Here is a 20,930-nt window from a genome sequence, read left to right on the forward strand (position 1 = left end):
GAGCCATCATGGGCGTAGCCGGCAAGCACTATCCTCCTCACGTGAACCCTCAGCAGGACAACGCTGAAACACCGGACAAGGCAAAGCCCTCGGATGAGCGCGTACGCCAGCAATCGTGGTTCGGCCATTTGCTGAATCGCCCGGAATTCGCCGCCATTTCCGGCACGGTGCTCGTATTCCTCGTGTTCGGCTTGAGCGCGGGCTCCTCGGGCATGTTCAATCTCGACGGCGTGATGAACTGGTCGCAGGTCGCCGCCTATCTCGGCCTGCTCGCGGTCGGCGCATGTCTTCTGATGATCGCGGGCGAGTTCGACCTGTCGATCGGCTCGATGATCGGCTTCGCGGGCATGATGGTCGCGCTGCCCGCCGTGTATTTCCACTGGCCCATTTCCCTGGCCATTCTCTTCGCGTTCGTCATGTCGATGCTGCTCGGCGCGCTTAACGGCTACCTCGTGATGCGCACGCGCCTGCCGTCGTTCATCGTCACGCTCGCGTTCCTCTTCATCCTGCGCGGCCTCACGCTCGCGCTCTCGATCATGTTCGCGGACCGCACCATCATCTCCGGCGTGGGCGATCTCGCGCAGAACGATCCGATCGCCAACGTGCTGTTTCACGGCGTCGCGTTCCATGGCGTATTCACCTGGCTCGCGCACATGGGTGTCGGCAAGCTGCTCGACAGCGGCGAGCCGCTCGTGCCGGGCATTCCGAAGGTCATCATCTGGTGGCTCGTGCTCGCGGCGATCGGCGCGTTCGTGCTCGCCAAGACGCGTTACGGCAACTGGATTCTCGCAGTCGGCGGCGATGCCAATGCCGCGAAGAACGTCGGCGTGCCGGTCAAGCGCGTGAAGATTTCGCTGTTCGTGCTGACCGCGTTCTGCTCGTGCCTCTTCGCCGTGCTGCAGGTGTGCGACATCGGTTCGGCCGCGGCGGATCGCGGGTTGCAGAAGGAGTTCGAAGCGATCATCGCGGCTGTCATCGGCGGCACGCTGCTCACGGGCGGTTACGGCTCGGTGGTCGGCGCATGCTTCGGCGCGTTGATCTTCGGCGTCGTGCAGATCGGCATCACCTATACGAACGTGAGCTCGGACTGGTTCCGCGTGTTCCTCGGCGTGATGCTGCTGATCGCCGTGCTCTTCAACCACTATGTGCGCCGCCGCGTCTCGCAGGCGCAATAAGGGGAGAACCGACATGAACGACGACAACATCCTCGCACTCGAGAACGTCAGCAAGTATTTCGGCAAGGTGATCGCGCTGAACGGCGTCACGTTGCGGCTGAAGCGCGGCGAAGTGCATTGCCTGCTCGGCGATAACGGCGCGGGCAAGTCCACGCTCATCAAGACTTTGGCGGGCGTGCATGCGCCCTCCTCCGGCGAATATCTCGTCGATGGCAAGCCGGTGCATTTCGAATCGCCGAAGGAGGCGCTGGACCTCGGCATCGCGACCGTGTATCAGGATCTCGCGCTCGTGCCTTTGCTTTCGGTGGCGCGCAACTTCTTCATGGGCCGCGAGCCGCAGAAGAAGCGCTTCGGCCTCTTCAGCGTGATGGACCTCGACCTTGCGGCCGTGACCTCGCGCGCCAAGCTCGCAGAAATGGGCATCAACGTGCGCGACCCGCATCAGCCGATCGGCACGATGTCCGGCGGCGAGAAGCAATGTCTCGCGATCGCCCGGGCGATTCACTTCGGCGCGCGCGTGCTGATTCTCGACGAACCGACCGCCGCGCTCGGCGTGAAGCAGAGCTTCAACGTGCTCAAGCTGATTCACAAGGCGCGCGAGAAAGGCATCTCGGTGATCTTCATCACGCACAACGTGCACCACGCCTATCCAATCGGCGATTCATTCACGCTGCTCAATCGCGGCCGCTCGATGGGCACGTTCACGAAGGACAGCATCAGCAAGAACGAAGTGCTCGACATGATGGCGGGCGGCGCCGAAATGCAGAAGATGATCAGCGAACTCGAAGGCGCGACGATCTGAAGACCCGAGGACCACAAGCCATGCCTGGACAAACCAACTCCCGCTTTGCACCGGATCGCACGCAAGATATCGTGTGCCTCGGGCGCCTCGCCGTCGATCTGTATGCGCAGCAAGTCGGCGCGCGGCTCGAGGACGTATCGACGTTCGCGAAATATCTCGGCGGCTCGTCCGCGAACATCGCCTTCGGCTGCGCGCGGCTCGGGCTCAAATCGTCGATGCTCGCACGCGTCGGCAACGATCACATGGGGCGCTTTCTCACCGAGACGCTCGAGCGCGAGGGCTGCGACGTGAGCCATGTGCGCATCGATCCCGAACGGCTGACCGCGCTCGTGCTGCTCGGGCTCGAAGACCGCGACACCTTTCCGCTCGTGTTCTATCGTGAGAACTGCGCGGACATGGCCGTCGATGAAAGCGATTTCGACGAGGCGTATATCGCATCGTCCAGGGCGCTGCTCATCACGGGCACGCACTTCTCGACCGAGCAGGTAAACCGCACGAGCCGGCGCGCGCTGGAATGTGCGCGGCGCCATCAGGTGCGCACCATTCTCGACATCGACTATCGCCCGGTGCTGTGGGGTCTCACCGGCAAGGCCGATGGCGAGACGCGCTTCATCGCGGACGAGGGCGTCACCGCGCATTTGCAGCGCATCCTGCCGCTGATCGATCTCGTGATCGGCACGGAAGAGGAGTTTCGCATCGCGGGCGGCAAGGAGCGTCTGATCGACGCGCTCGCGATGGTCCGCAAGGTGACCGGCGCGACGCTCGTCGTGAAGCGCGGGCCGCTCGGCTGCTCGATCATCGAAGGCGCGGTGCCCGCGTCCATCGACGATGCGCCGATTCACGGCGGCGTCGAAGTGGAAGTGCTCAACGTGCTCGGCGCGGGCGATGCGTTCGCCTCCGGCTTCCTGTCGGGATGGCTGCGCGATCAGCCGCTCGAAGCCTGCGCGCGTTCTGCCAATGCGTGCGGCGCGCTCGTCGTCTCGCGTCACGGCTGCGCGCCCGCCATGCCCACGCCCGCCGAGCTCGACTACTTCCTCGCGGCGGCGAAAGAAGATCCCGCGCGCATGCGCCGCCCCGATCTCGATGCGAAGCTCGCGCGGCTGCATCGCGTGAGCCCGAACCGCAAGCAATGGGACGAAGTGCTCGGCTTCGCGTTCGATCATCGCAACCAGTTCTTCGATCTCGCGCAGCAGACGGGTGCGAGCGAGGCGCGCATCTCGACGCTGAAGAACCTGTTCGTCGAAGCCGTCGCGCAGACCGAAAAGGAGCTCGGGCTCGAAGGACGCATCGGCGTATTGATCGACGATCGCTACGGCCAGGACGCGCTCAACGCGGCGACCGGGCGCGGCTGGTGGGTCGGACGTCCGGTCGAGTTGCCGGGTTCCCTGCCGCTCGTCTTCGATCACGGCCGCTCGATCGGCACGACGCTCGTGCAATGGCCGCGCGAACAGGTCGCGAAGTGCCTCGTGCAGTATCACCCCGATCATCCGCATGCGCTGCGTCTCGAACAGGAAGCGCAATTGCGCGCGCTCTACGATGCCGTGCAGGAAAGCGGCAACGAGCTTCTGCTCGAAGTGATCGTGCCGAAGAACGGGCCGCCTGTGGAAGACGACACGGTGTATCGCGCGCTGAAGCGTCTCTACAACCTCGGCATCTATCCGGAGTGGTGGAAGCTGGAGCCGATGAGCGCGAAGCAATGGCAGGCGATCGACGCGCTGATCGCCGAACGCGATCCGTATTGCCGCGGCGTCGTGCTGCTGGGCTTGTCGGCGGGCGTCGATCAGTTGCGCGACGGCTTCCAGGCGGCGGCATCGTCGAAGACGTGCAAGGGCTTTACGGTCGGACGCACGATCTTCCATGAACCGAGCCGGGCATGGCTCGCGAACGAAATCGACGACCGCGAACTGATTGCGCGCGTGCGCCGCACGTTCGAAGCCCTGATCGGCGCGTGGCGCGAGGCGCGTTCGTCGTGCCAGGGCGCGAAGCCACAAGCGAACGCCGATCACGTGAAACAGGAGCAGGCCGCATGAACCAGCGTGCAATGCAAACGGAAACCGCTGCGAACGCCACCGTGAACACTACCGTCCGACTCACGGCCGCGCAGGCCATCGTGCGCTACCTTGCGGCGCAGCGCACCGAGCATGGCGAGCCGCTGTTCGGCGGCGTATTCGCGATCTTCGGGCACGGCAACGTCGCGGGCATGGGCGAGGCGCTTTATCGGCATCGCGAGGAATTGCCGACGTATCGCGCGCACAACGAGCAGGCGATGGCGCATGGCGCGATCGCGTATGCGAAGGCGCACATGCGCCGCCGCATGATGGCGGTGACGACGTCCATCGGTCCGGGCGCGACCAATCTCGTGACGGCGGCGGCGCTCGCGCACGTCAATCGCTTGCCGGTGTTGTTCCTGCCGGGCGATATCTTCGTGTCGCGCGCGCCGGACCCGGTGCTGCAACAGGTCGAGGACGGTCATGACGGCGGCGTGTCCGCGAACGATGCGCTGAAGGCGGTGTCGCGCTACTTCGATCGCATCGTGCATCCCGCGCAGTTGCTGAGCGCGCTGCCGCGCGCGATTCGCGTGCTGAGCGATGCGGCGCTGTGCGGTCCCGTCACGCTCGCGCTGCCGCAGGACGTGCAGGCGATGGCGTACGACTACCCTGCTTCGTTCTTCGAGCCGCGCGTCGTCGAGTTTCATGCGCCGGCGCCGGTGCCGCGCGAGATCGAACGCGCCGCCGCGACGCTGCGTGCAGCGCGTGAGCCGCTCATCGTGTCGGGTGGCGGCGTGCTCTATGGTCTCGCGACCGATGCGCTGCGCGCGTTCGCGCACAAGCATGGTATTCCTGTCGCCGAGACGCAGGCGGGTAAAGGCGCGCTCGCCTGGGACGATGCGTTGAACGTCGGCGGCATTGGCGTGACAGGCGGTTCGGCCGCGAACGAGCTCGCGCATGCGAGCGATTGCGTGCTTGCCGTGGGCACGCGTCTGCAGGATTTCACGACCGGCTCGAACACGCTCTTCACGCAGGCGGGGCTCGTCGCGATCAACGCCAATCCGTTCGATGCGCTGAAGCAGAACGCCGTCGCGGTGGAGGCGGATGCGCGTCCCGCACTGGAGGCGCTTTCCGAAGCGCTCGGCGACTGGCGCGCATCGCCGCAATGGACGACGCGCGCGCATCGGCTCGCGAACGAATGGCGCGCGACCGTCGGGCACGTGACGAATACGCCCGTTGCCGATGGCCTCCTGCCGCGCGAAGCGGACGTGATCGGTGCGGTGCAGCGTTCGGACGATGATTCGCCTGCCGACGATATCGTCGTGTGCGCGGCGGGCACCTTGCCTGCCGACTTGCAGAAGCTCTGGCGCACGAGCAAGCCGGGCGGCTATCACGTGGAATATGGCTATTCGTGCATGGGTTATGAAATCGCGGGCGGACTGGGCGTGAAGCTCGCGCGGCCTGAGCGCGAGGTGATCGTGATCGTCGGCGACGGCAGCTATCTGATGATGAATAGCGAGCTGGCGACGTCGGTCATGCTTGGCGCGAAGCTGATCGTCGTGTTGCTCGACAATCGGGGCTTCGGCTGCATCAATCGACTGCAGCAGGCTTGCGGTGGTGCGCCGTTCAACAATCTCATCGACGATTGCAAACAGGGCGCGCTCGGTGCTCCGGAGATCGATTTCGCGATGCATGCGCGCTCGCTCGGCGCGTTATCGGAGCATGTGTCGAGCGTCGACGAACTGCAATCGGCGATGAAGCGCGCGCGCGCGGCGGATCGCAGCTATCTGATCTCGATCGACACGGATCCTTCGCGTCCTACCGAGGAAGGCGGATGGTGGTGGGAAGTCGCCGTGCCGGAGGTTTCGGAGCGCGCGGCGGTGGTCGTTGCTCGTGAGGCTTATGAGCGCGCTGTTCGGGCGCGGAAGGGGTGAGGTTTGGGTTTTGCTCTTTTTGATGAGGCTTCTTCTATGGAACCGGTATTCGTGTTGGTCTATTAGCACTGCCCCGCACAGGGGCAACGCTAATAGACCGACACGCCCACAGGATTCCACGAAAACCCAAAGCAACCGAAACGAAAAAGGACCCCAAACCATGCCATTGAAAGCCCGCATAGGAATCAACCCCTTGTCGTGGATGAACGACGACCTCCCTTCCCTCGGCGGCGAGACCCCACTATCGACCGCGCTCACGGAAGGAAAGCAAATCGGCTACGAGGGCTTCGAACTAGGCAACAAGTTCCCCCGCGAACCCGAAGCGCTGAAGGCATTGCTGGCGCAGTACGGCCTGGCGCTCGTATCAGGCTGGTACTCAGGAAAGCTCGCCGAGCGCAGCGCGGAAGAAGAGATCGAAGCCGTCGCCCCGCATCTCGACCTGCTCGCCAGGAACGGCGCCACAGTGATGGTCTACGGCGAAGTCGCCAATTCGATCCAGGGCGCGCCGCGACCGCTCTACCAGCGTCCGCGCTTCTTCTCCGACGCGCAGTGGAACCAGTACGCCGAGCGCCTGAACCGCTTCGCCGAATACACGCTCTCACGCGGCGTGCGTGTCGCCTATCATCATCACATGGGCGCGTATGTCGAAACGCCCGAGGACGTCGATCGCCTGATGGCGCTCACGAACGATGCGGTCGGCCTGCTCTTCGATGCGGGCCATATCACGTTCGCCGGCGGCGATGCGCTCACCGTCCTGAAGAAACATATCGCACGCGTGTGCCACGTGCATTGCAAGGACGTGCGCCCGGACATCGTGAAGCTCGCGCGCAATCGCAACTGGAGCTTTCTCGACGCAGTCATCAACGGCGCGTTCACCGTGCCGGGCGACGGCGCCGTGGATTATCCGGGCATCATCGCGTGTCTCGCGGCGCACCATTACAACGGCTGGCTCGTCGTGGAAGCGGAGCAGGATCCGGTGATCGCGCCAAGCTATGCCTATGCCGACAAGGGCTATCGCACGCTGCGCGCACTCGTCGACGAAACATACAAGGAGGCAGCATGAGCCTGCTAGTGAAGGCATCGCGCGAAGGCCAGACGATCGCGCGCGTGACACCCGATTCCGCGGGCTGGAAGCACGTCGGCTTCGCGGCATACCGCATGAATGCGGGCGACGTCGTGCATGTGTACGACGCGGATCGCGAAAGCTGCATCGTCGTGCTCACGGGCACGGTGAGCGTCGAAGCCGGCGACGAACATTGGCCGTCCATCGGCACGCGCGATAGCGTCTTCGAGGACTCGGCGCCCTATGCGGTCTACGTGCCGCCGAAGCTCGCCGCGATCGTGCATGCGGAGCGCGATGCGGAAGTCGCCGTGGCGAGCGCGCCCGCGACGGGCGTCTATCCGCCGCGTCTCATCGAGCCGTCGCAGATGAAGCGTTCGACGCGCGGCAAGAACGCGAATACGCGCTACGTATGCGACATTCTTCCGCAGACCGAGGCCGCGGAATCGCTCCTCGTGGTGGAAGTGCGCACGCCGGGCGGGCATGCGTCGAGCTATCCGCCGCACAAGCACGATCAGGACAACGTGCCCGTGGAGAGTTCGCTGGAAGAGACGTACTACCATCGGCTCGATCCGCCGCAAGGCTTCGCGTTCCAGCGCGTCTATACCGACGAGCGCGATCTCGACGAGACGATGGCCGTCGAGAACCACGACGTGGTGATGGTGCCGCGCGGGTATCATCCGGTCGTCGTGCCGTATGGCTACGACAATTACTATCTGAACGTGATGGCCGGCGACAAGCGCACGTGGCACTTCAAGAACGATCCGAAGCATGAGTGGATCGTGGAGCGGGATAGCAAGGCGTCGAGCTAGCCCACCGAGAGCCATTCGCGCACGACCTGCTCGTTGCGGGCAAGCGCCGCGAGTGGCCCATCGAACTGAATCGCGCCATGGCCCATCACCGCGACGCGCGCATCGAGCATGCGCGCGATCGTCAAACGCTCCTCGATCAGCAGCATCGCGACGCCGCGATCGCGCAGCATCGCGAGACACGCCCCGGTTTGCGCGAGCACCTGCGGCGCGAGCCCTTCGCCGGGTTCGTCGACGACGACGAGCGACGGATCGCCCGCCAGCGTGCGCGCGAGCGCGAGCATCTGCTGTTCGCCGCCCGATAGCGCGCCCGCCTTCACCGACGCGCGCGCTTCCAGTACCGGAAAGAGGCGATAGGCATCCCCGAGCGTGAAGCGCGCGCCTTTCCGTTCGCCGAGCAATAGATTCTCGCGCACCGTCAGCGCGGGAAACACGTCGCGCGTTTCGGGCACATAGCCAATGCCCAGCCGCGCGATGCGATACGGTCGCAAGCCCATGAGCGGCACGCCGCGATAACGCATGTCGCCCGCGCATCGCACGAGTCCCATGATGGCCTTCGCGAGCGTCGAGCGTCCCGAGCCGTTACGGCCGACGAGCGCGACCGCCTCACCTTCGTCGATCCGAAGATTCACGCCGTGCAGCACCTGCGCGGCGCCGTACCAGGCGCGCAGATTCTCGATAAGCAGTTGCGCGCTCATGGCGCCACGCCGCCGAGATAAGCTTCCTGCACGTCGCGGTTGGCGCGTATCGCGGCGGGCGCGCCGGTCGCGATCACGCGTCCCTGCACCAGCACCGAGATGCGATCCGCGAGACCGAACACCGCGTCCATGTCGTGCTCGATCACGAGCAGCGTGCGGCCTTCCGTCGTCGCGCGAAGCAATGCGAGCGCACGCGCCGCCTCCGCGCGATTCATGCCGGCAGTGGGCTCGTCGAGCAGGAGGAGCGGCGCGTCGGTCGCGAGCGCGATGCCGAGATCGAGCGCTCGCTGCTCCGCGTAGGCAAGACGCGCGGCGGGTTCGTCGGCGCGTTCCGCAAGGCCGATGGCGTCGAGCATCGCGTGCGCGCGCTCGTCGATCTTTCGCGACGGCAGCCATCGATCGACGAAGCGCGACGATGCCGCACCGAGCGCCGCGCAACGCAGGTTGTCGAGCACGGACAGTCCGCCGAACACGCTCGTCGTCTGAAAGCTGCGCGCGAGCACGCGGGAAACGCGCCGCGGCGGCTTGCCCGTCATATCCCTTCCAGCCACGACGATGCGCCCTTCATCCGGCCGCGTACGCCCCGATATCAGATCGAAGAGCGTGGACTTGCCCGCGCCGTTCGGGCCGATGAGCGCATGCCGCTCGCCCCTCGCGACACTCAGATCGACGCCGCGCAGCACGCGCGTCGCACCGAAGCGTTTGGCGATGCCGTGCAGTTCGAGCGCGGCGTTCATCGCGCGGGCTTCATGCGGCGCGCGAGCCACAGGCCGAGCGCCGCGCATGGCAGCGCGACGAGCCAGGCAACGCCCGGCATCGCGCCCGCTTCGGCCTGGCGCGCATAGAGCGTCTCGACCACCGCGACCACTGCCACACCCCACGCAACCGCGCTGAGCGTGCCGAGGCACAGAGACCGCGCATCGCGTCGGAACAGGCCGACGACACCCTGCGGCGCCGTCACGACAACCCACACGAAGAACAACCCGAGATACATCGGCCACGCGGGAGTCACGCTCGCCACCGCGACGCTGAAGAACGTGAGCAGCACCGCGCCGACGACCGGCCCGAAGAACGTGCCCGCGCCGCCGATCACCGTCGCGACGAGCACGCTCGTCGAACGGGCGAGGCCGACGCTCTCCGCCGACACCAGCTCGACGTTGATCAGCGCCAGCACGCCCGCGATGCCCGCGAAGCATGCCGACACGACGAGCATCGTGAAGCGCACCCGCGCGGGCGCGAAGCCGATCGCCGCGGCGCGGGCGGGGTCGTCGCGCACCGCGTTGGCGAGGCGGCACGTCGGCGTGCGGGAGAACGCGAACATCGCGAGCGCCGAGACGACGCACCAGCACGCGATCAGCGCATAGGCCTCGCGCAATGGCCCGAAGCTCCACGCAACGAGCGGCGGCCCGCTCGCGCGGTCGATCGTCACGCCGCCTTCGCCGCCGAACCAGCCCGGCACGAGCCACACGCAAGCGGCGACGAGCTCGCCGAGGCCAAGCGTGATCATCGCGAACGGCGTGCCGGAGCGCTGCGTCGAAAGCGCCCCGAAGACGACAGCGACGAGCATCGCAACGATTCCGCCGATGAGCGGCAGGAGCGCCAGGGGCACGCCGAAGCGATTGAACACGTGCGCGGCCGCGAACGCGCCGAGGCCCGAGTACACGGCATGCCCGAACGAGAGCAGGCCCGTCTCGCCGAGCAACAGGTTGTACGAGAGCGCGAAGACGATGAGCGTCGCCGTCTGCGCGAGATATGCGAGCAGCCACGATTGATGGAAGATCAACGGCGGCAGCGCGAGCGCGAGAATCAGCGCGATGAGCCTAGGCATCTCGCGTGTGCTCGCCGAAGAGTCCTCGCGGCCGCGCCGCCAGCATCGCGACGAGCAACAGGTACGGCAGCACGGGCGCGAGCTGCGTAACGGTGAGCGCGGCCCACGCGGGCGGCAGCGTCACGCCGAACGACGCGGCGATGCTGCCCGCCGACGCGCTCGCGCTCACGGCGAAGGTCTGCACGCAACCGATCAGCAGCGACGCGACGAGCGCGCCGCCAAGCGAACCGAGGCCGCCGATCACGACGACGACGAATACGATCGGCCCCATCGCGTCGGCCATCGCGGGCTCGATGACGGCGAGCGGCGCGCCGATCACGCCGCCGAGCGCGGCAAGCGCGGTGCCCACGGCGAAAACGATCGTGAACACGCGCGGCACGTCATGGCCCAGCGTTTCGACGGTCTCGGGATGCGTGAGCGCCGCGCGCACGACGAGGCCGGTCTTCGATGTGCGCAGGAGCAGCCAGAGCGCGCCGAGCATGAGGATGGCGAGCGCCATCATGAACACGCGATAGCGGGCCAACGCCGCGCCGTAGAGCGTGAAGAGCGGACCGTCGAGCACGGGCGGAATCGCGGCGGGCAACGGTCCGAGTCCCCAGACGAGCTTCACGCCCTCGCCGATCACGATGGCCGCGCCGAAGGTGAGCAGCAATTCCGCGAGCGCGCCGCGCGCATGCACGCGCCGCAACAGCAGGCGCTCGAACAACGCGCCCGCCACGCCGACGATCAAGGGCGCCGCGATCAACGCGAACCAGAATCCGCCGAATGCGGCCAGCGTCTGTCCGGCATAGGCGCCGAGCATATAGAAGCTCGCATGCGCGAAGTTGAGCACGCCGAGCATCGAGAAGATGAGCGTGAGGCCGGCAGACAGCATGAAGAGCAGCAATCCCACGCTCACGCCGTTGAGCAGATTCACGCTGAGCCACTGGAGCAAGACGCAACCTCAGCCGGAGATGAGCGGCGTCAACGCTGCGACGAGCGGCGCGGGCAGCGGCACCGGCCTGCGCGTCACGCGATCCACGTAGACATGCACGAAATGCCCTTGCGCGGCGGCTTCGTCGGAGTTTCGCACGAAGATCGCTACTTCGTAGCGCACGCTCGTGTTGCCGAGCTTTTCCACCCGCAGGCCCGCCTCGATCGGCTCCGGAAACACGACCGGCGCGAAAAAATTGCAGTGCGTCTCCACGACGAGGCCAATGGTCTCGCCCTCGCTGAAATCGAGCACGCCGTGACGCAGCAGATACTCGTTCACGACCGTGTCGAAGTAGCTGTAGTAGACGACGTTGTTGATGTGCCCGTACACATCGTTGTCCGACCAGCGCGTGCTGATCGCGAGAAAGTGCGCGTACTCGGCGCGCCGGGTGCGAACCGGTTTGGTCATCGTTCAATGAGGTTCAGAGCGACGCCATCAGCATGCGTCGATAATCGTCGGCACTCGCCTCGCGCGGATTCGTCTTGTGGCAATGATCCGCGAGCGCGCCCTTCACCACCTTGTCGAACATGCTTTCCTCGACGCCCATCTGCGAGAGATGCGTCGGCAGGCCGAGGCGCGCGGTCATGTCGTGCACGGCCTGCGCCACGTCGGCGTCGTCCGCGAGATTCATCACGCGGCGCATGCGCGCGAAGCGCCGCTCCGCGATGACCGTCGGCGCACGCTCGTTGAAGCGCAGGACGGCAGGCAGCACCACCGCGTTCAGCGTGCCGTGATGCAGCGAGGTGCGCCCGTTCACCGCGAGCCCGCCCAGCGGATGCGAGAGCGAATGCACGCAGCCCAGGCCCTTCTGAAACGCCATCGCGCCCTGCATCGACGCGCTCATCATGTTCAGGCGCGCATCGCGGTCCTGACCATCGTGCGTCGCCCGCTCGATGTTGGCCCACGCGCGTTCGAGTCCATCGAGCGCGATGCCGTCGGCAGGCGGATTGAACGCCGGCGCGAGAAACGTTTCGATGCAATGCGCGATCGCGTCCATGCCGGTCGCGGCGGTGAGCGTCGGCGGCAGGCCGAGTGTGAGCGACGGATCGCAGATCGCCGATTTCGGCAGCAGATGCCACGAATGGAAACCGAGCTTGCGCCCGTCGTTCAGGATGATGATCGCGCCGCGCGCCACTTCGCTGCCCGTTCCGGAGGTGGTCGGGACCGCGATCAACGGCGCCGCGCGCTCGGTGATCTTGTTGCTGCCGCCCTCGATCGTCGCGTAGGTCGTGAGCGGCTCGTCGTGCGTCGCCGCGATCGCGACGCCCTTCGCCAGATCGATCGACGAGCCGCCGCCCACCGCGATCAGGCCGTCGCAGCCTTCACGCCGGTATTGCGCGGCGGCTTGCAGGACCATCGCTTCGGTCGGGTTCGAGGGTGTGTCGTCGAACACGGGCAGCGCGCCGAGCTTCGCGTGCTCGATCGCGCGCGCGGCGAGCCCCGCGGCCGCGACGCCCTTGTCCGTGATGACGAGCGGACGCTTCATCCCGATGCGCGCGCTTTCGCTTTGCAGCAGCGCGAGCGAGTCGTAGCCGAGATGGATGTGAGTCAGATAGAAGATGAAGGCCATGGCCGGGAAACCGGTGGGTGGGGTGCGGCCATGTTAGGAGCCGCGCGCCGGGCGTGTCAATCGGGGTAAGGTCGACACGATGCGCCACACGTTCAGCGTGCCGCGCACAGCGCGCGCACCTCGTCGGCGAAACGCTCGACCGTCTCCTGCTTCGTATCCCAGGCGCACATCAGACGGCAGCCGCCCGAACCGATGAACTGATAGAAGCGCCAGCCCTTCGCACGCAGCGCCGCGGCGACCTGCGTCGGCAGTTCCGCGAACACCGCGTTCGATTCCGGCTTGAAAAGCAGGCTCACGCCGGGAATCTCGACGAGACGCTCGGCCATCAGCTGGGCCATCGCGTTCGCGTGGCGCGCGTTGCGCAGCCATACGTCGTTGTCGAGCAGGCCGAGCCACGGCGCGGAGATGAAGCGCATCTTCGAGGCCAGCTGTCCCGCCTGCTTCAGGCGATAGGCGAAATCGGCGGCGAGCGCCTTGTCGAAGAACACGACCGCCTCGCCCACCGGCAAGCCGTTCTTCGTGCCGCCGAAGCACAGCACGTCGACACCCGCGCGCCAGGTGATCTCCGATGGATCCACGTTCAGCGTCGCGACCGCATTGGCGAAGCGCGCGCCGTCCATGTGCACCAGCAGACGCCGGCGCTTGGCGATCGCCGCGATCGCGCGAATTTCCTCGACGGTGTACACGGTGCCGACTTCCGTCGCCTGCGTGAGCGTGACGACCTTGGGCTTCGGATAGTGGATGTCGGCGCGTCTGGTGACGAGCGCTTCGACTGCATCGGGCGTGAGCTTGCCGTTCTCGCCCGTCGCGGTGAGCAGCTTCGAGCCGCCGGAAAAGAACTCGGGGCCGCCGCATTCATCGGTTTCGATGTGCGCGAGCTCGTGGCAGATCACCGAGTGATACGACTGGCACAACGATGCGAGCGCCAGCGAATTCGCCGCCGTGCCGTTGAACACGAAGAAGACTTCGCAGTCGGTCTGGAAGAGGTCGCGGATGCGGTCGCAGACCTGCGCGGTCCAGGAATCGTCGCCATAGGCGGGCTCGTGGCCGCTCGTGTTGGCCTCGACGAGCGCGGCGAGCGCTTCGGGGCAGATGCCTGCGTAGTTGTCGGAGGCGAAGTGCTGGGTCGTGTCCGTGGGCGCTGTCATGGGGTCGCTGTGATGGCCGTGTTGAACGAGGCGCGCGCGAGCGGATGGCATCGCGCGGCCGGCGATCCGGCCATTCTAGCGGCTGGGACCGGCGCGCGCCGTGAGCGCCGATCCGCGTGGTCGTTACTTGCTTTACTTACTGTTTGGCGCGCTCGCCGCGTTGGCCTCTTGCGCCTTCTTTTCCTTCTTGCCGGCTTCGTGATGGCCGATCGCGCAGCCTCCGACCGCGCCCGCCGTGCCGTGCTTGCCCGCGACGTGTCCGGCCACGCCGCCCACCGCCGCGCCTTCGATGCAGCCCTTCGCCTGGGCCGCGCCGGTTGCGACGAGCATCGCGGAAGCAAGAGCGATCGATGCGAATGTGCGATTCATGGTTCGTCTCCCTTGGTTGTCGAAACGGTTGTTGAAACCATTGGGAGCGTCGCACGGGATGTGCCTGACAGGCTGTAATGAAAACGGCCCGATCAACCAAAGCCGATCGGGCCGTTCAACCTCGCCAGAGCGCCTTAAAGCTGCTGCTGCACCCACCCCGTCACGCCCGCGAGCGCGGCCGGCAGATTCGCCGGCTCCGTGCCACCCGCCTGCGCCATGTCGGGACGACCGCCGCCCTTGCCGCCGACTTGCTGCGCGACGAAGTTGACGAGCTCGCCCGCCTTCACCTTCTTCGACGCATCCGGCGTCACGCCAGCGATCAGGCTGATCTTGCCGCCTTCGACGGAGGCGAGCACGATCGCCGCGCTCTTCAGCTTGTCCTTGAGCTTGTCGACGGTTTCGCGCAGCGTCTTCACGTCCGCGCCTTCGAGCTGCGCGGCAAGCACGCGCACGCCGGACACCTCGACGGCCTGCGACACGAGCTCATCGCCCTGGCTCGATGCGAGCTTCGACTTCAGCGCGCCGAGCTCTTTCTCCAGCGACTTCACGTGCTCCTGCACCTGCGCGATGCGCTGCGTGAGTTCGGCAGGCTGCGCCTTCAGCACGGCCGCCGCCGCATTGATGCGGGAATCGAGCTCCTGCACGTAGCGCACGGCGTTGTCGCCTGTGATGGCCTCGACACGGCGAATGCCCGCCGCGACGCCGCCTTCCATCACGATCTTGAAGAAGCCGATGTCGCCCGTGCGCTGCACGTGCGTGCCGCCGCAGAGCTCGCGCGAGAAGCCGAGATCGAGCACGCGCACGGTGTCGCCGTACTTCTCGCCGAAGAGCGCCATCGCGCCGCCCTTAACGGCTTCGTCGTACGGCATCACGCGCACGACGCCCGGCGCGTTCGCGATGATCTCGTTGTTCACGATCTGCTCGACGCGGCGGATTTCGTCGTCCGTCATCGGCGCGTTGTGCGCGAAGTCGAAGCGCGTCTTGTCGGCGTCCACCAGCGAGCCCTTCTGCTGCACATGGCCGCCCAGCACTTCGCGCAGCGCCTTGTGCATCAGGTGCGTCGCGGAGTGGTTGCGCGCGGTGCGGGCGCGGCGCACGCCGTCGATTTCCGCCTTCACGACGTCGCCGACCCTGAGCGTGCCCTGCTCGACCGTGCCGTGATGGCCGACCACATCCGCCTGCACCTTCAGCGTATCGGCGACGGCAAAGCGCACGTTCGCGTTCGCGAGCACGCCCTGGTCGCCGACCTGGCCGCCGGATTCCGCGTAGAACGGCGTGTGATCGAGCACGACGACGGCTTGCTGGCCGTCCTTCGCTTCATTCACCGATGCGCCCTCGACATACAGCGCGAGGATCTTCGCATCGTCGAAGATTTCCTTCTCGTAGCCGTGGAAGGTGGACTTCGCGCCCGAGTATTCGAGGCCCGCCGCGAGCTTGAACTTGCCCGCCGCGCGGGCCTGGTCGCGCTGGCGCGCCATGGCGTCGTCGAACGCGGGTTCGTCGACGGTCACGCCGCGCTCGCGGCACACGTCCGCCGTCAGGTCGAGCGGAAAGCCGTAGGTGTCGTGCAGCTTGAACGCGAGTTCGCCGTCCAGTTGCTTGACGCCCTTCTTCTCCAGATCGGCCAGCTCGCCTTCGAGAATCGACATGCCGTGCTCGATGGTCTCGAAGAAGCGCTCTTCTTCCTGACGCAGCACGTCGGTCACGCGCTGCTGCGCGTCCGCGAGTTCCGGATACGCCGCGCCCATTTCCGCGACGAGATCCGCCACCAGCTTGTGGAAGAACGCGCCCTTCTGGCCGAGCTTGTAGCCGTGACGGATCGCGCGGCGCACGATCCGGCGCAGCACGTAGCCGCGGCCTTCGTTGCCGGGAATCACGCCGTCGACGATCAGGAACGAGCATGCGCGGATGTGGTCCGCGATCACCTTCAGCGAGTTGTTTTCCAGATCGGCCGTATTCGTCTCGCGGCCCGCCGCCTTGATGAGCGTCTGGAACAGGTCGATCTCGTAGTTGCTGTGCACGTGCTGCAGCACCGCGGCGAGCCGTTCGAGGCCCATGCCCGTATCGACGCACTGCTTGGGCAGCGGCGTCATGTTGCCCTGAGCATCGCGGTTGAACTGCATGAACACGAGATTCCAGATCTCGATGAAGCGGTCGCCGTCTTCCTCAGGCGATCCCGGCGGGCCGCCCCAGATTTCCGGGCCGTGGTCGTAGAACACTTCCGAGCACGGGCCGCACGGGCCGGTGTCGGCCATCTGCCAGAAGTTGTCGGATGCGTAGCGCGCGCCCTTGTTGTCGCCGATGCGGATGATGCGCTCGGCCGGCACGCCGATCTCCTTCGCCCAGATGTCGTAGGCTTCGTCGTCTTCCTTGTAGACGGTCACCGTGAGCTTCTCGGGCGGCAGCATGTAGACGCGGGTCAGCAGCTCCCAGCAATAGTGGATCGCGTCGCGCTTGAAGTAGTCGCCGAACGAAAAGTTGCCGAGCATCTCGAAGAACGTGTGATGGCGCGCGGTGTAGCCGACGTTCTCCAGATCGTTGTGCTTGCCGCCCGCGCGCACGCTGCGCTGCGCAGTGGTCGCGCGCGAGTACGGACGCGATTCGCTGCCCAGGAACACGTCCTTGAACTGGACCATGCCCGAGTTGGTGAAGAGCAGCGTCGGGTCGTTGCCGGGCACGAGGCTCGACGAACGCACGATCGTGTGGCCCTTCGATTCGAAAAACTTCAAAAATCTCTCGCGTATTTCGGCGGCTTTCATAGCGTACGGGCGTGTCTTCGGTTCTTTGATGGTGCCCGCGGGCGGCTCGTGACGAGCCTTGACCGGCGTGGCAAGGGTGATTGTCGATTATACGGGATTCGCCGCGCCGGGCCGGGCGTGCAGCGTGTCCACGGGTGCTTTCCCGGCGTCGCCGGCGGTCGCGCGCACGGCCGTTCTGTGCGACAGTCGCGAAACCGGCGTCACGGAACGCCACGATATCCAAGCGAAAAGGAAGCGAGCAAACGAATGGGAGCCTTGAGCCATATCCGCGTGCTGGACCTGACCCGCGTGCTGGCGGGACCGTGGTGCGCGCAGACCCTCGCCGATTTCGGCGCGGACGTCATCAAGATCGAGCGGCCCGAAACCGGCGACGACACGCGCCACTGGGGCCCGCCCTACCTGAAAACCCCCGACGGCGAGGACACGCGCGAGGCCGCGTACTACCTCGCGGCGAACCGCAACAAGCGTTCGGTGACGGTGGATATCGCCACGCCCGAGGGCCAGCAGATCGTGCGGGAGCTGGCCGCGCAAAGCGATGTCGTGCTGGAGAACTACAAGGCCGGGCAGCTGAAGAAGTACGGGCTCGACTACGAGACGATCAAGCACGTGAAGCCGGACATCGTCTATTGCTCGGTCACCGGCTTCGGGCAGACGGGGCCGTACGCGCAGCGCGCCGGCTACGATTTCATCGTGCAGGGCATCGGCGGGTTCATGAGCATCACCGGCGAGCGCGACGGGCAGCCCGGCGGCGGCCCGCAGAAGGCGGGCGTGGCGATCGCCGACCTCATGACCGGCATGTACGCGACAATCGGCGTGCTCACCGCGCTCGCGCACCGCGACCGCACGGGCGAAGGGCAATACATCGACATGGCGCTGCTCGACGTGCAGGTCGCGATGCTCGCCAACATGAACACCAATTTTCTCGCGAGCGGCAGGCCGCCGGTGCGCTGGGGCAACGCGCATCCGAACATCGTGCCGTATCAGACCTTCCAGACGAGCGACGGCTGGATCATCGTCGCCGTGGGCAACGACGGGCAGTTCCGCAAGTTCGTCGAGGCGGGCGGGCGCGCGGAGCTGGCGGACGATCCGCGCTTCGCGACCAATCCGTCGCGCGTGCGCAATCGCGATGTGCTCGTGCCGATTCTCGCCGGGATGGTGCGCTCGAAGGGCAAGCACGAATGGCTCGCGGCGCTCGAGGCCGCGGGCGTGCCGTGCGGGCCGATCAACGATCTGGGCGAGGTGTTCGAGGACCCGCAGGTGCTCGCGCGCAGGATGCAGATCGAGCTGCCGCACCCGACGGCCGGCGCGGTGAAGCTCGTCGCGAGCCCGATCAAGATGAGCGCGACGCCGCCCGAGGCGCGCACGCATCCGCCGTTGCTCGGCGAGCACACGTCGAGCGTGCTCGCCGACGTCCTCGGCTACGACGAGGCGAAAATCGCGCGGCTGCGCGCATCGAAGGCGATCTGAGCGCCCGGCGGGACGATCGGCGGCCGGTCAGTGCACGCCCGCGCCGATCAGGCCGCCCGCCGCCGCGCCGGCGACGGTGCCGACCGGCCCGCCCGTGATCAGATAGCCGAGCGCGCCGCCCGCGGCCGCGCCGACCCCGGCGTGAGCCTGCTGGCGCGACACGTTCGCGCAGGCCGCGAGGCTCGACACGAGCGCGGCGGCGGCCGCGAGCTTGAGAGTCGTGATGGCGATCTTGTTCATGGTTGGCTTCCTTCTGTTGTCGTTTTGATGTGTTGTGCTTTTTTGCAGCGGATCGGGCCGGTGCAGCGGGCTCGATCGAGCAGGCGAGCCGATCTTAAAAGTCCGCGCGTGCGCCTTTCAACGCGATTTACGTCCCGTTACGGTGGTTACGATCGGCGTGTCGCGCCGTCATCCGTGTAACGGAACTCGCGAAACGCCGAACCTGTGTGAATCGCGCGACGAAACTACCGGCAAGCCGTGGCGGAAAGGCGCCGCAGCCTGTCCCCGACGGTTGCGTAAGGTAGAATCGACACAATATTCAAGTCATTCGTACGCGTCTCCGAGTGCGGAACGCTTACCCGAGCTCACGCGCGCGAGCGCATCCGCTGGCACTCTTTTTCGCATGAACACCGATCGCAACGACGCCCCGGCGCCATCCAATTTCATTCGCAACATCATCGAAGACGACAACCGCTCCGGCAAATGGTCGCAGCGCGTCGAGACGCGCTTTCCGCCCGAGCCGAACGGCTATCTGCATATCGGCCATGCGAAGAGCATCTGCGTGAATTTCGGCCTCGCAGCGGACTACGGCGGCGTGTGTCATCTGCGCTTCGACGATACGAACCCCGAGAAGGAAAGCGTCGAATATGTCGATTCGATCATCGACGCCGTCGAGTGGCTCGGTTTCGACTGGAAGAAGGACGGCCGCGAACACAAGTACTTCGCGAGCGACTACTACGACAAGCTGTACGAGTTCGCCGAGATGCTCATCAAGAAGGGCCAGGCGTACGTCGACAGCCAGACCGCCGAGGAAATGCGCGCGACGCGCGGCTCGGCCACCGAAGCCGGCATCGACTCGCCGTATCGCGACCGCACGCCCGAAGAGAACCTCGAACTCTTCCGCCGCATGAAGGCGGGCGAGTTCAAGGAAGGCGAGCACGTGCTGCGCGCGAAGATCGACATGGCGTCGCCGAACTTCAACATGCGCGACCCGGTTATTTACCGCATCCGCTTCGCGCATCACTACCGTACCGGCGACAAGTGGTGCATCTACCCGATGTACGACTACGCGCACTGCGTGTCGGATGCGATCGAGAACATCACGCATTCGCTGTGTACGCTCGAGTTCGAGGATCATCGCCCGCTCTACGACTGGTTCCTCGCGCAACTCGCGGACGACGGCGTGTTCCAGCGCCCGCTTCCGCAGCAAATCGAATTCTCCCGCCTGAACCTGACCTACGCGATCACCAGCAAGCGCAAGCTGCTGCAACTCGTGCAGGAAGGCCACGTAGACGGCTGGGACGATCCGCGCATGCCGACCATCGTGGGCGTGCGGCGGCGCGGCTTCACGCCCGAAAGCATCCGCCTGATGGTCGAGCGCGTCGGCGTGACCAAGGTCGATTCCTGGATCGACATGAGCGTGCTCGAAGGCGCGCTGCGCGACGATCTCGACGAGAAGGCGCCGCGCGCGATCTGCGTGCTCGATCCGCTCAGGCTCATCATCGACAACTATCCGGAAGGACAGAGCGAGGAGTGCAGCGCGCCGGTGCATCCGCATCATCCGGATCGCGGCACGCGCACGTTCCCGTTCTCGCGCGAACTGTGGATCGAGCGCGAGGACTTCCAGGAAACGCCGCCCAAGGGCTATTTCCGCCTCTTTCCGGGCAACAAGGTGCGTTTGAAGTACGGCTTCGTCGTGGAATGCACGGGCGCGGACAAGGACGAGAACGGCAACGTGATCGCCGTTCACTGCAACTACTTCCCGGACAGCAAGTCGGGCACGGAAGGCGCGAACGCGTACAAGGTGAAGGGCACGATCCACTGGGTGAGCGCGGCCACCGCCTATGCGGCCGAAGTGCGCGTCTACGACCGTCTCTTCAAGGAGCCGCAGCCCGGCGCGGGCGGCGCCGAGTTCCTGGACGCGCTCAACCCGGATTCGAAGCGCGTCGTGAACGCGTACCTCGAGCCGAGCGCACGCGACGCGAACGCAGAAGACCGCTTCCAGTTCGAGCGCCACGGCTACTTCGTCGCGGACCGCGTGGATTCGAAACCGGGCAGGCCTGTATTCAACCGCATCGTCAGCCTGCGCGACAGCTGGGGCAAGCCGGCCTGACATCGGCCGGCGAAAGCA

General features: G+C 66.0%; 18 protein-coding genes. 8 read left to right on the forward strand and 10 right to left on the reverse strand.

What is annotated here, in order from left to right:
• Positions 1–8 precede the first annotated feature (8 nt).
• The 6 genes from AWB83_RS01245 to iolB all read left to right on the forward strand — a co-directional run bounded on the left by AWB83_RS01245 (position 9) and on the right by iolB (position 7,771).
• Positions 9–1,175 carry an ABC transporter permease gene (locus tag AWB83_RS01245; protein ID WP_087042430.1) on the forward strand — a complete coding sequence of 389 codons (1,167 nt, stop codon included), beginning with the start codon at positions 9–11 and terminating at the stop codon, positions 1,173–1,175.
• A 13-nt stretch (positions 1,176–1,188) separates the two neighbouring features.
• Positions 1,189–1,977 carry an ATP-binding cassette domain-containing protein gene (locus AWB83_RS01250; RefSeq protein ID WP_087042431.1) on the forward strand — a complete coding sequence of 263 codons (789 nt, stop codon included), beginning with the start codon at positions 1,189–1,191 and terminating at the stop codon, positions 1,975–1,977.
• 20 nt (positions 1,978–1,997) lie between these two features.
• On the forward strand, positions 1,998–4,007 hold the full coding sequence (locus AWB83_RS01255) for a bifunctional 5-dehydro-2-deoxygluconokinase/5-dehydro-2-deoxyphosphogluconate aldolase (protein WP_087042432.1): 2,010 nt from the start codon (positions 1,998–2,000) through the stop codon (positions 4,005–4,007).
• Positions 4,004–5,899, forward strand: coding sequence for a 3D-(3,5/4)-trihydroxycyclohexane-1,2-dione acylhydrolase (decyclizing) (gene iolD, locus AWB83_RS01260; protein WP_087042433.1), 1,896 nt, complete (start codon positions 4,004–4,006; stop codon positions 5,897–5,899). Before AWB83_RS01255 ends, iolD begins: the two co-directional genes overlap by 4 nt.
• A 160-nt stretch (positions 5,900–6,059) precedes the next feature.
• Positions 6,060–6,962 carry a myo-inosose-2 dehydratase gene (gene iolE / locus AWB83_RS01265; RefSeq protein ID WP_087042434.1) on the forward strand — a complete coding sequence of 301 codons (903 nt, stop codon included), beginning with the start codon at positions 6,060–6,062 and terminating at the stop codon, positions 6,960–6,962.
• Positions 6,959–7,771 carry a 5-deoxy-glucuronate isomerase gene (gene iolB, locus AWB83_RS01270; RefSeq protein ID WP_087042435.1) on the forward strand — a complete coding sequence of 271 codons (813 nt, stop codon included), beginning with the start codon at positions 6,959–6,961 and terminating at the stop codon, positions 7,769–7,771. The genes iolE and iolB overlap by 4 nt, the downstream gene beginning before the upstream one ends.
• Here the strand turns inward: iolB and AWB83_RS01275 are convergent.
• The 9 genes from AWB83_RS01275 to alaS all read right to left on the reverse strand — a co-directional run bounded on the left by AWB83_RS01275 (position 7,768) and on the right by alaS (position 17,113).
• On the reverse strand, positions 7,768–8,466 hold the full coding sequence (locus AWB83_RS01275) for an ABC transporter ATP-binding protein (RefSeq protein WP_087042436.1): 699 nt from the start codon (positions 8,464–8,466) through the stop codon (positions 7,768–7,770). The genes iolB and AWB83_RS01275 overlap by 4 nt on opposite strands.
• Positions 8,463–9,203 carry an ABC transporter ATP-binding protein gene (locus tag AWB83_RS01280; protein ID WP_087042567.1) on the reverse strand — a complete coding sequence of 247 codons (741 nt, stop codon included), beginning with the start codon at positions 9,201–9,203 and terminating at the stop codon, positions 8,463–8,465. Before AWB83_RS01280 ends, AWB83_RS01275 begins: the two co-directional genes overlap by 4 nt.
• Positions 9,200–10,294 (reverse strand): branched-chain amino acid ABC transporter permease, encoded by a 1,095-nt coding sequence (locus AWB83_RS01285; RefSeq protein WP_087042437.1) that lies wholly within the window; start codon positions 10,292–10,294, stop codon positions 9,200–9,202. The genes AWB83_RS01280 and AWB83_RS01285 overlap by 4 nt, the downstream gene beginning before the upstream one ends.
• Positions 10,287–11,168: a branched-chain amino acid ABC transporter permease gene (locus tag AWB83_RS01290; RefSeq protein WP_244197530.1), complete on the reverse strand. Its 882-nt coding sequence runs from the start codon at positions 11,166–11,168 to the stop codon at positions 10,287–10,289. Before AWB83_RS01290 ends, AWB83_RS01285 begins: the two co-directional genes overlap by 8 nt.
• Before the next feature lie 69 nt (positions 11,169–11,237).
• Positions 11,238–11,675, reverse strand: a complete 438-nt coding sequence (locus AWB83_RS01295) for an acyl-CoA thioesterase (RefSeq protein WP_087042439.1) — start codon at positions 11,673–11,675, stop codon at positions 11,238–11,240.
• A gap of 13 nt (positions 11,676–11,688) precedes the next feature.
• Entirely contained in the window at positions 11,689–12,837 is a 1,149-nt protein-coding gene (gene gbd / locus AWB83_RS01300; RefSeq protein WP_087042440.1) for a 4-hydroxybutyrate dehydrogenase, read from the reverse strand.
• A 92-nt stretch (positions 12,838–12,929) separates the two neighbouring features.
• The gene (locus AWB83_RS01305) at positions 12,930–13,985 is read right to left on the reverse strand and encodes a threonine aldolase family protein (RefSeq protein ID WP_087042441.1); all 1,056 of its coding nucleotides are present in this window, start codon (positions 13,983–13,985) and stop codon (positions 12,930–12,932) included.
• A 132-nt stretch (positions 13,986–14,117) separates the two neighbouring features.
• Positions 14,118–14,354 (reverse strand): hypothetical protein, encoded by a 237-nt coding sequence (locus tag AWB83_RS01310; RefSeq protein WP_087042442.1) that lies wholly within the window; start codon positions 14,352–14,354, stop codon positions 14,118–14,120.
• 134 nt (positions 14,355–14,488) lie between these two features.
• Entirely contained in the window at positions 14,489–17,113 is a 2,625-nt protein-coding gene (alaS, locus tag AWB83_RS01315; RefSeq protein WP_087042443.1) for an alanine--tRNA ligase, read from the reverse strand.
• 246 nt (positions 17,114–17,359) lie between these two features.
• On the opposite strand from alaS, the gene AWB83_RS01320 reads away from it, so the two are divergent.
• Positions 17,360–18,580, forward strand: coding sequence for a CaiB/BaiF CoA transferase family protein (locus AWB83_RS01320; RefSeq protein WP_087042444.1), 1,221 nt, complete (start codon positions 17,360–17,362; stop codon positions 18,578–18,580).
• Between the two features lie 27 nt (positions 18,581–18,607).
• Here AWB83_RS01320 and AWB83_RS01325 read toward each other — a convergent pair whose 3' ends face one another.
• Positions 18,608–18,820 (reverse strand): ornithine carbamoyltransferase, encoded by a 213-nt coding sequence (locus tag AWB83_RS01325; protein WP_087042445.1) that lies wholly within the window; start codon positions 18,818–18,820, stop codon positions 18,608–18,610.
• A 382-nt stretch (positions 18,821–19,202) separates the two neighbouring features.
• On the opposite strand from AWB83_RS01325, the gene AWB83_RS01330 reads away from it, so the two are divergent.
• Positions 19,203–20,912 (forward strand): glutamine--tRNA ligase/YqeY domain fusion protein, encoded by a 1,710-nt coding sequence (locus AWB83_RS01330; RefSeq protein ID WP_087042446.1) that lies wholly within the window; start codon positions 19,203–19,205, stop codon positions 20,910–20,912.
• Positions 20,913–20,930 lie beyond the last annotated feature (18 nt).

The sequence above is a fragment of the Caballeronia ptereochthonis genome, from assembly GCF_001545075.1.
In the GTDB taxonomy this organism is placed as follows: domain Bacteria; phylum Pseudomonadota; class Gammaproteobacteria; order Burkholderiales; family Burkholderiaceae; genus Caballeronia; species Caballeronia ptereochthonis.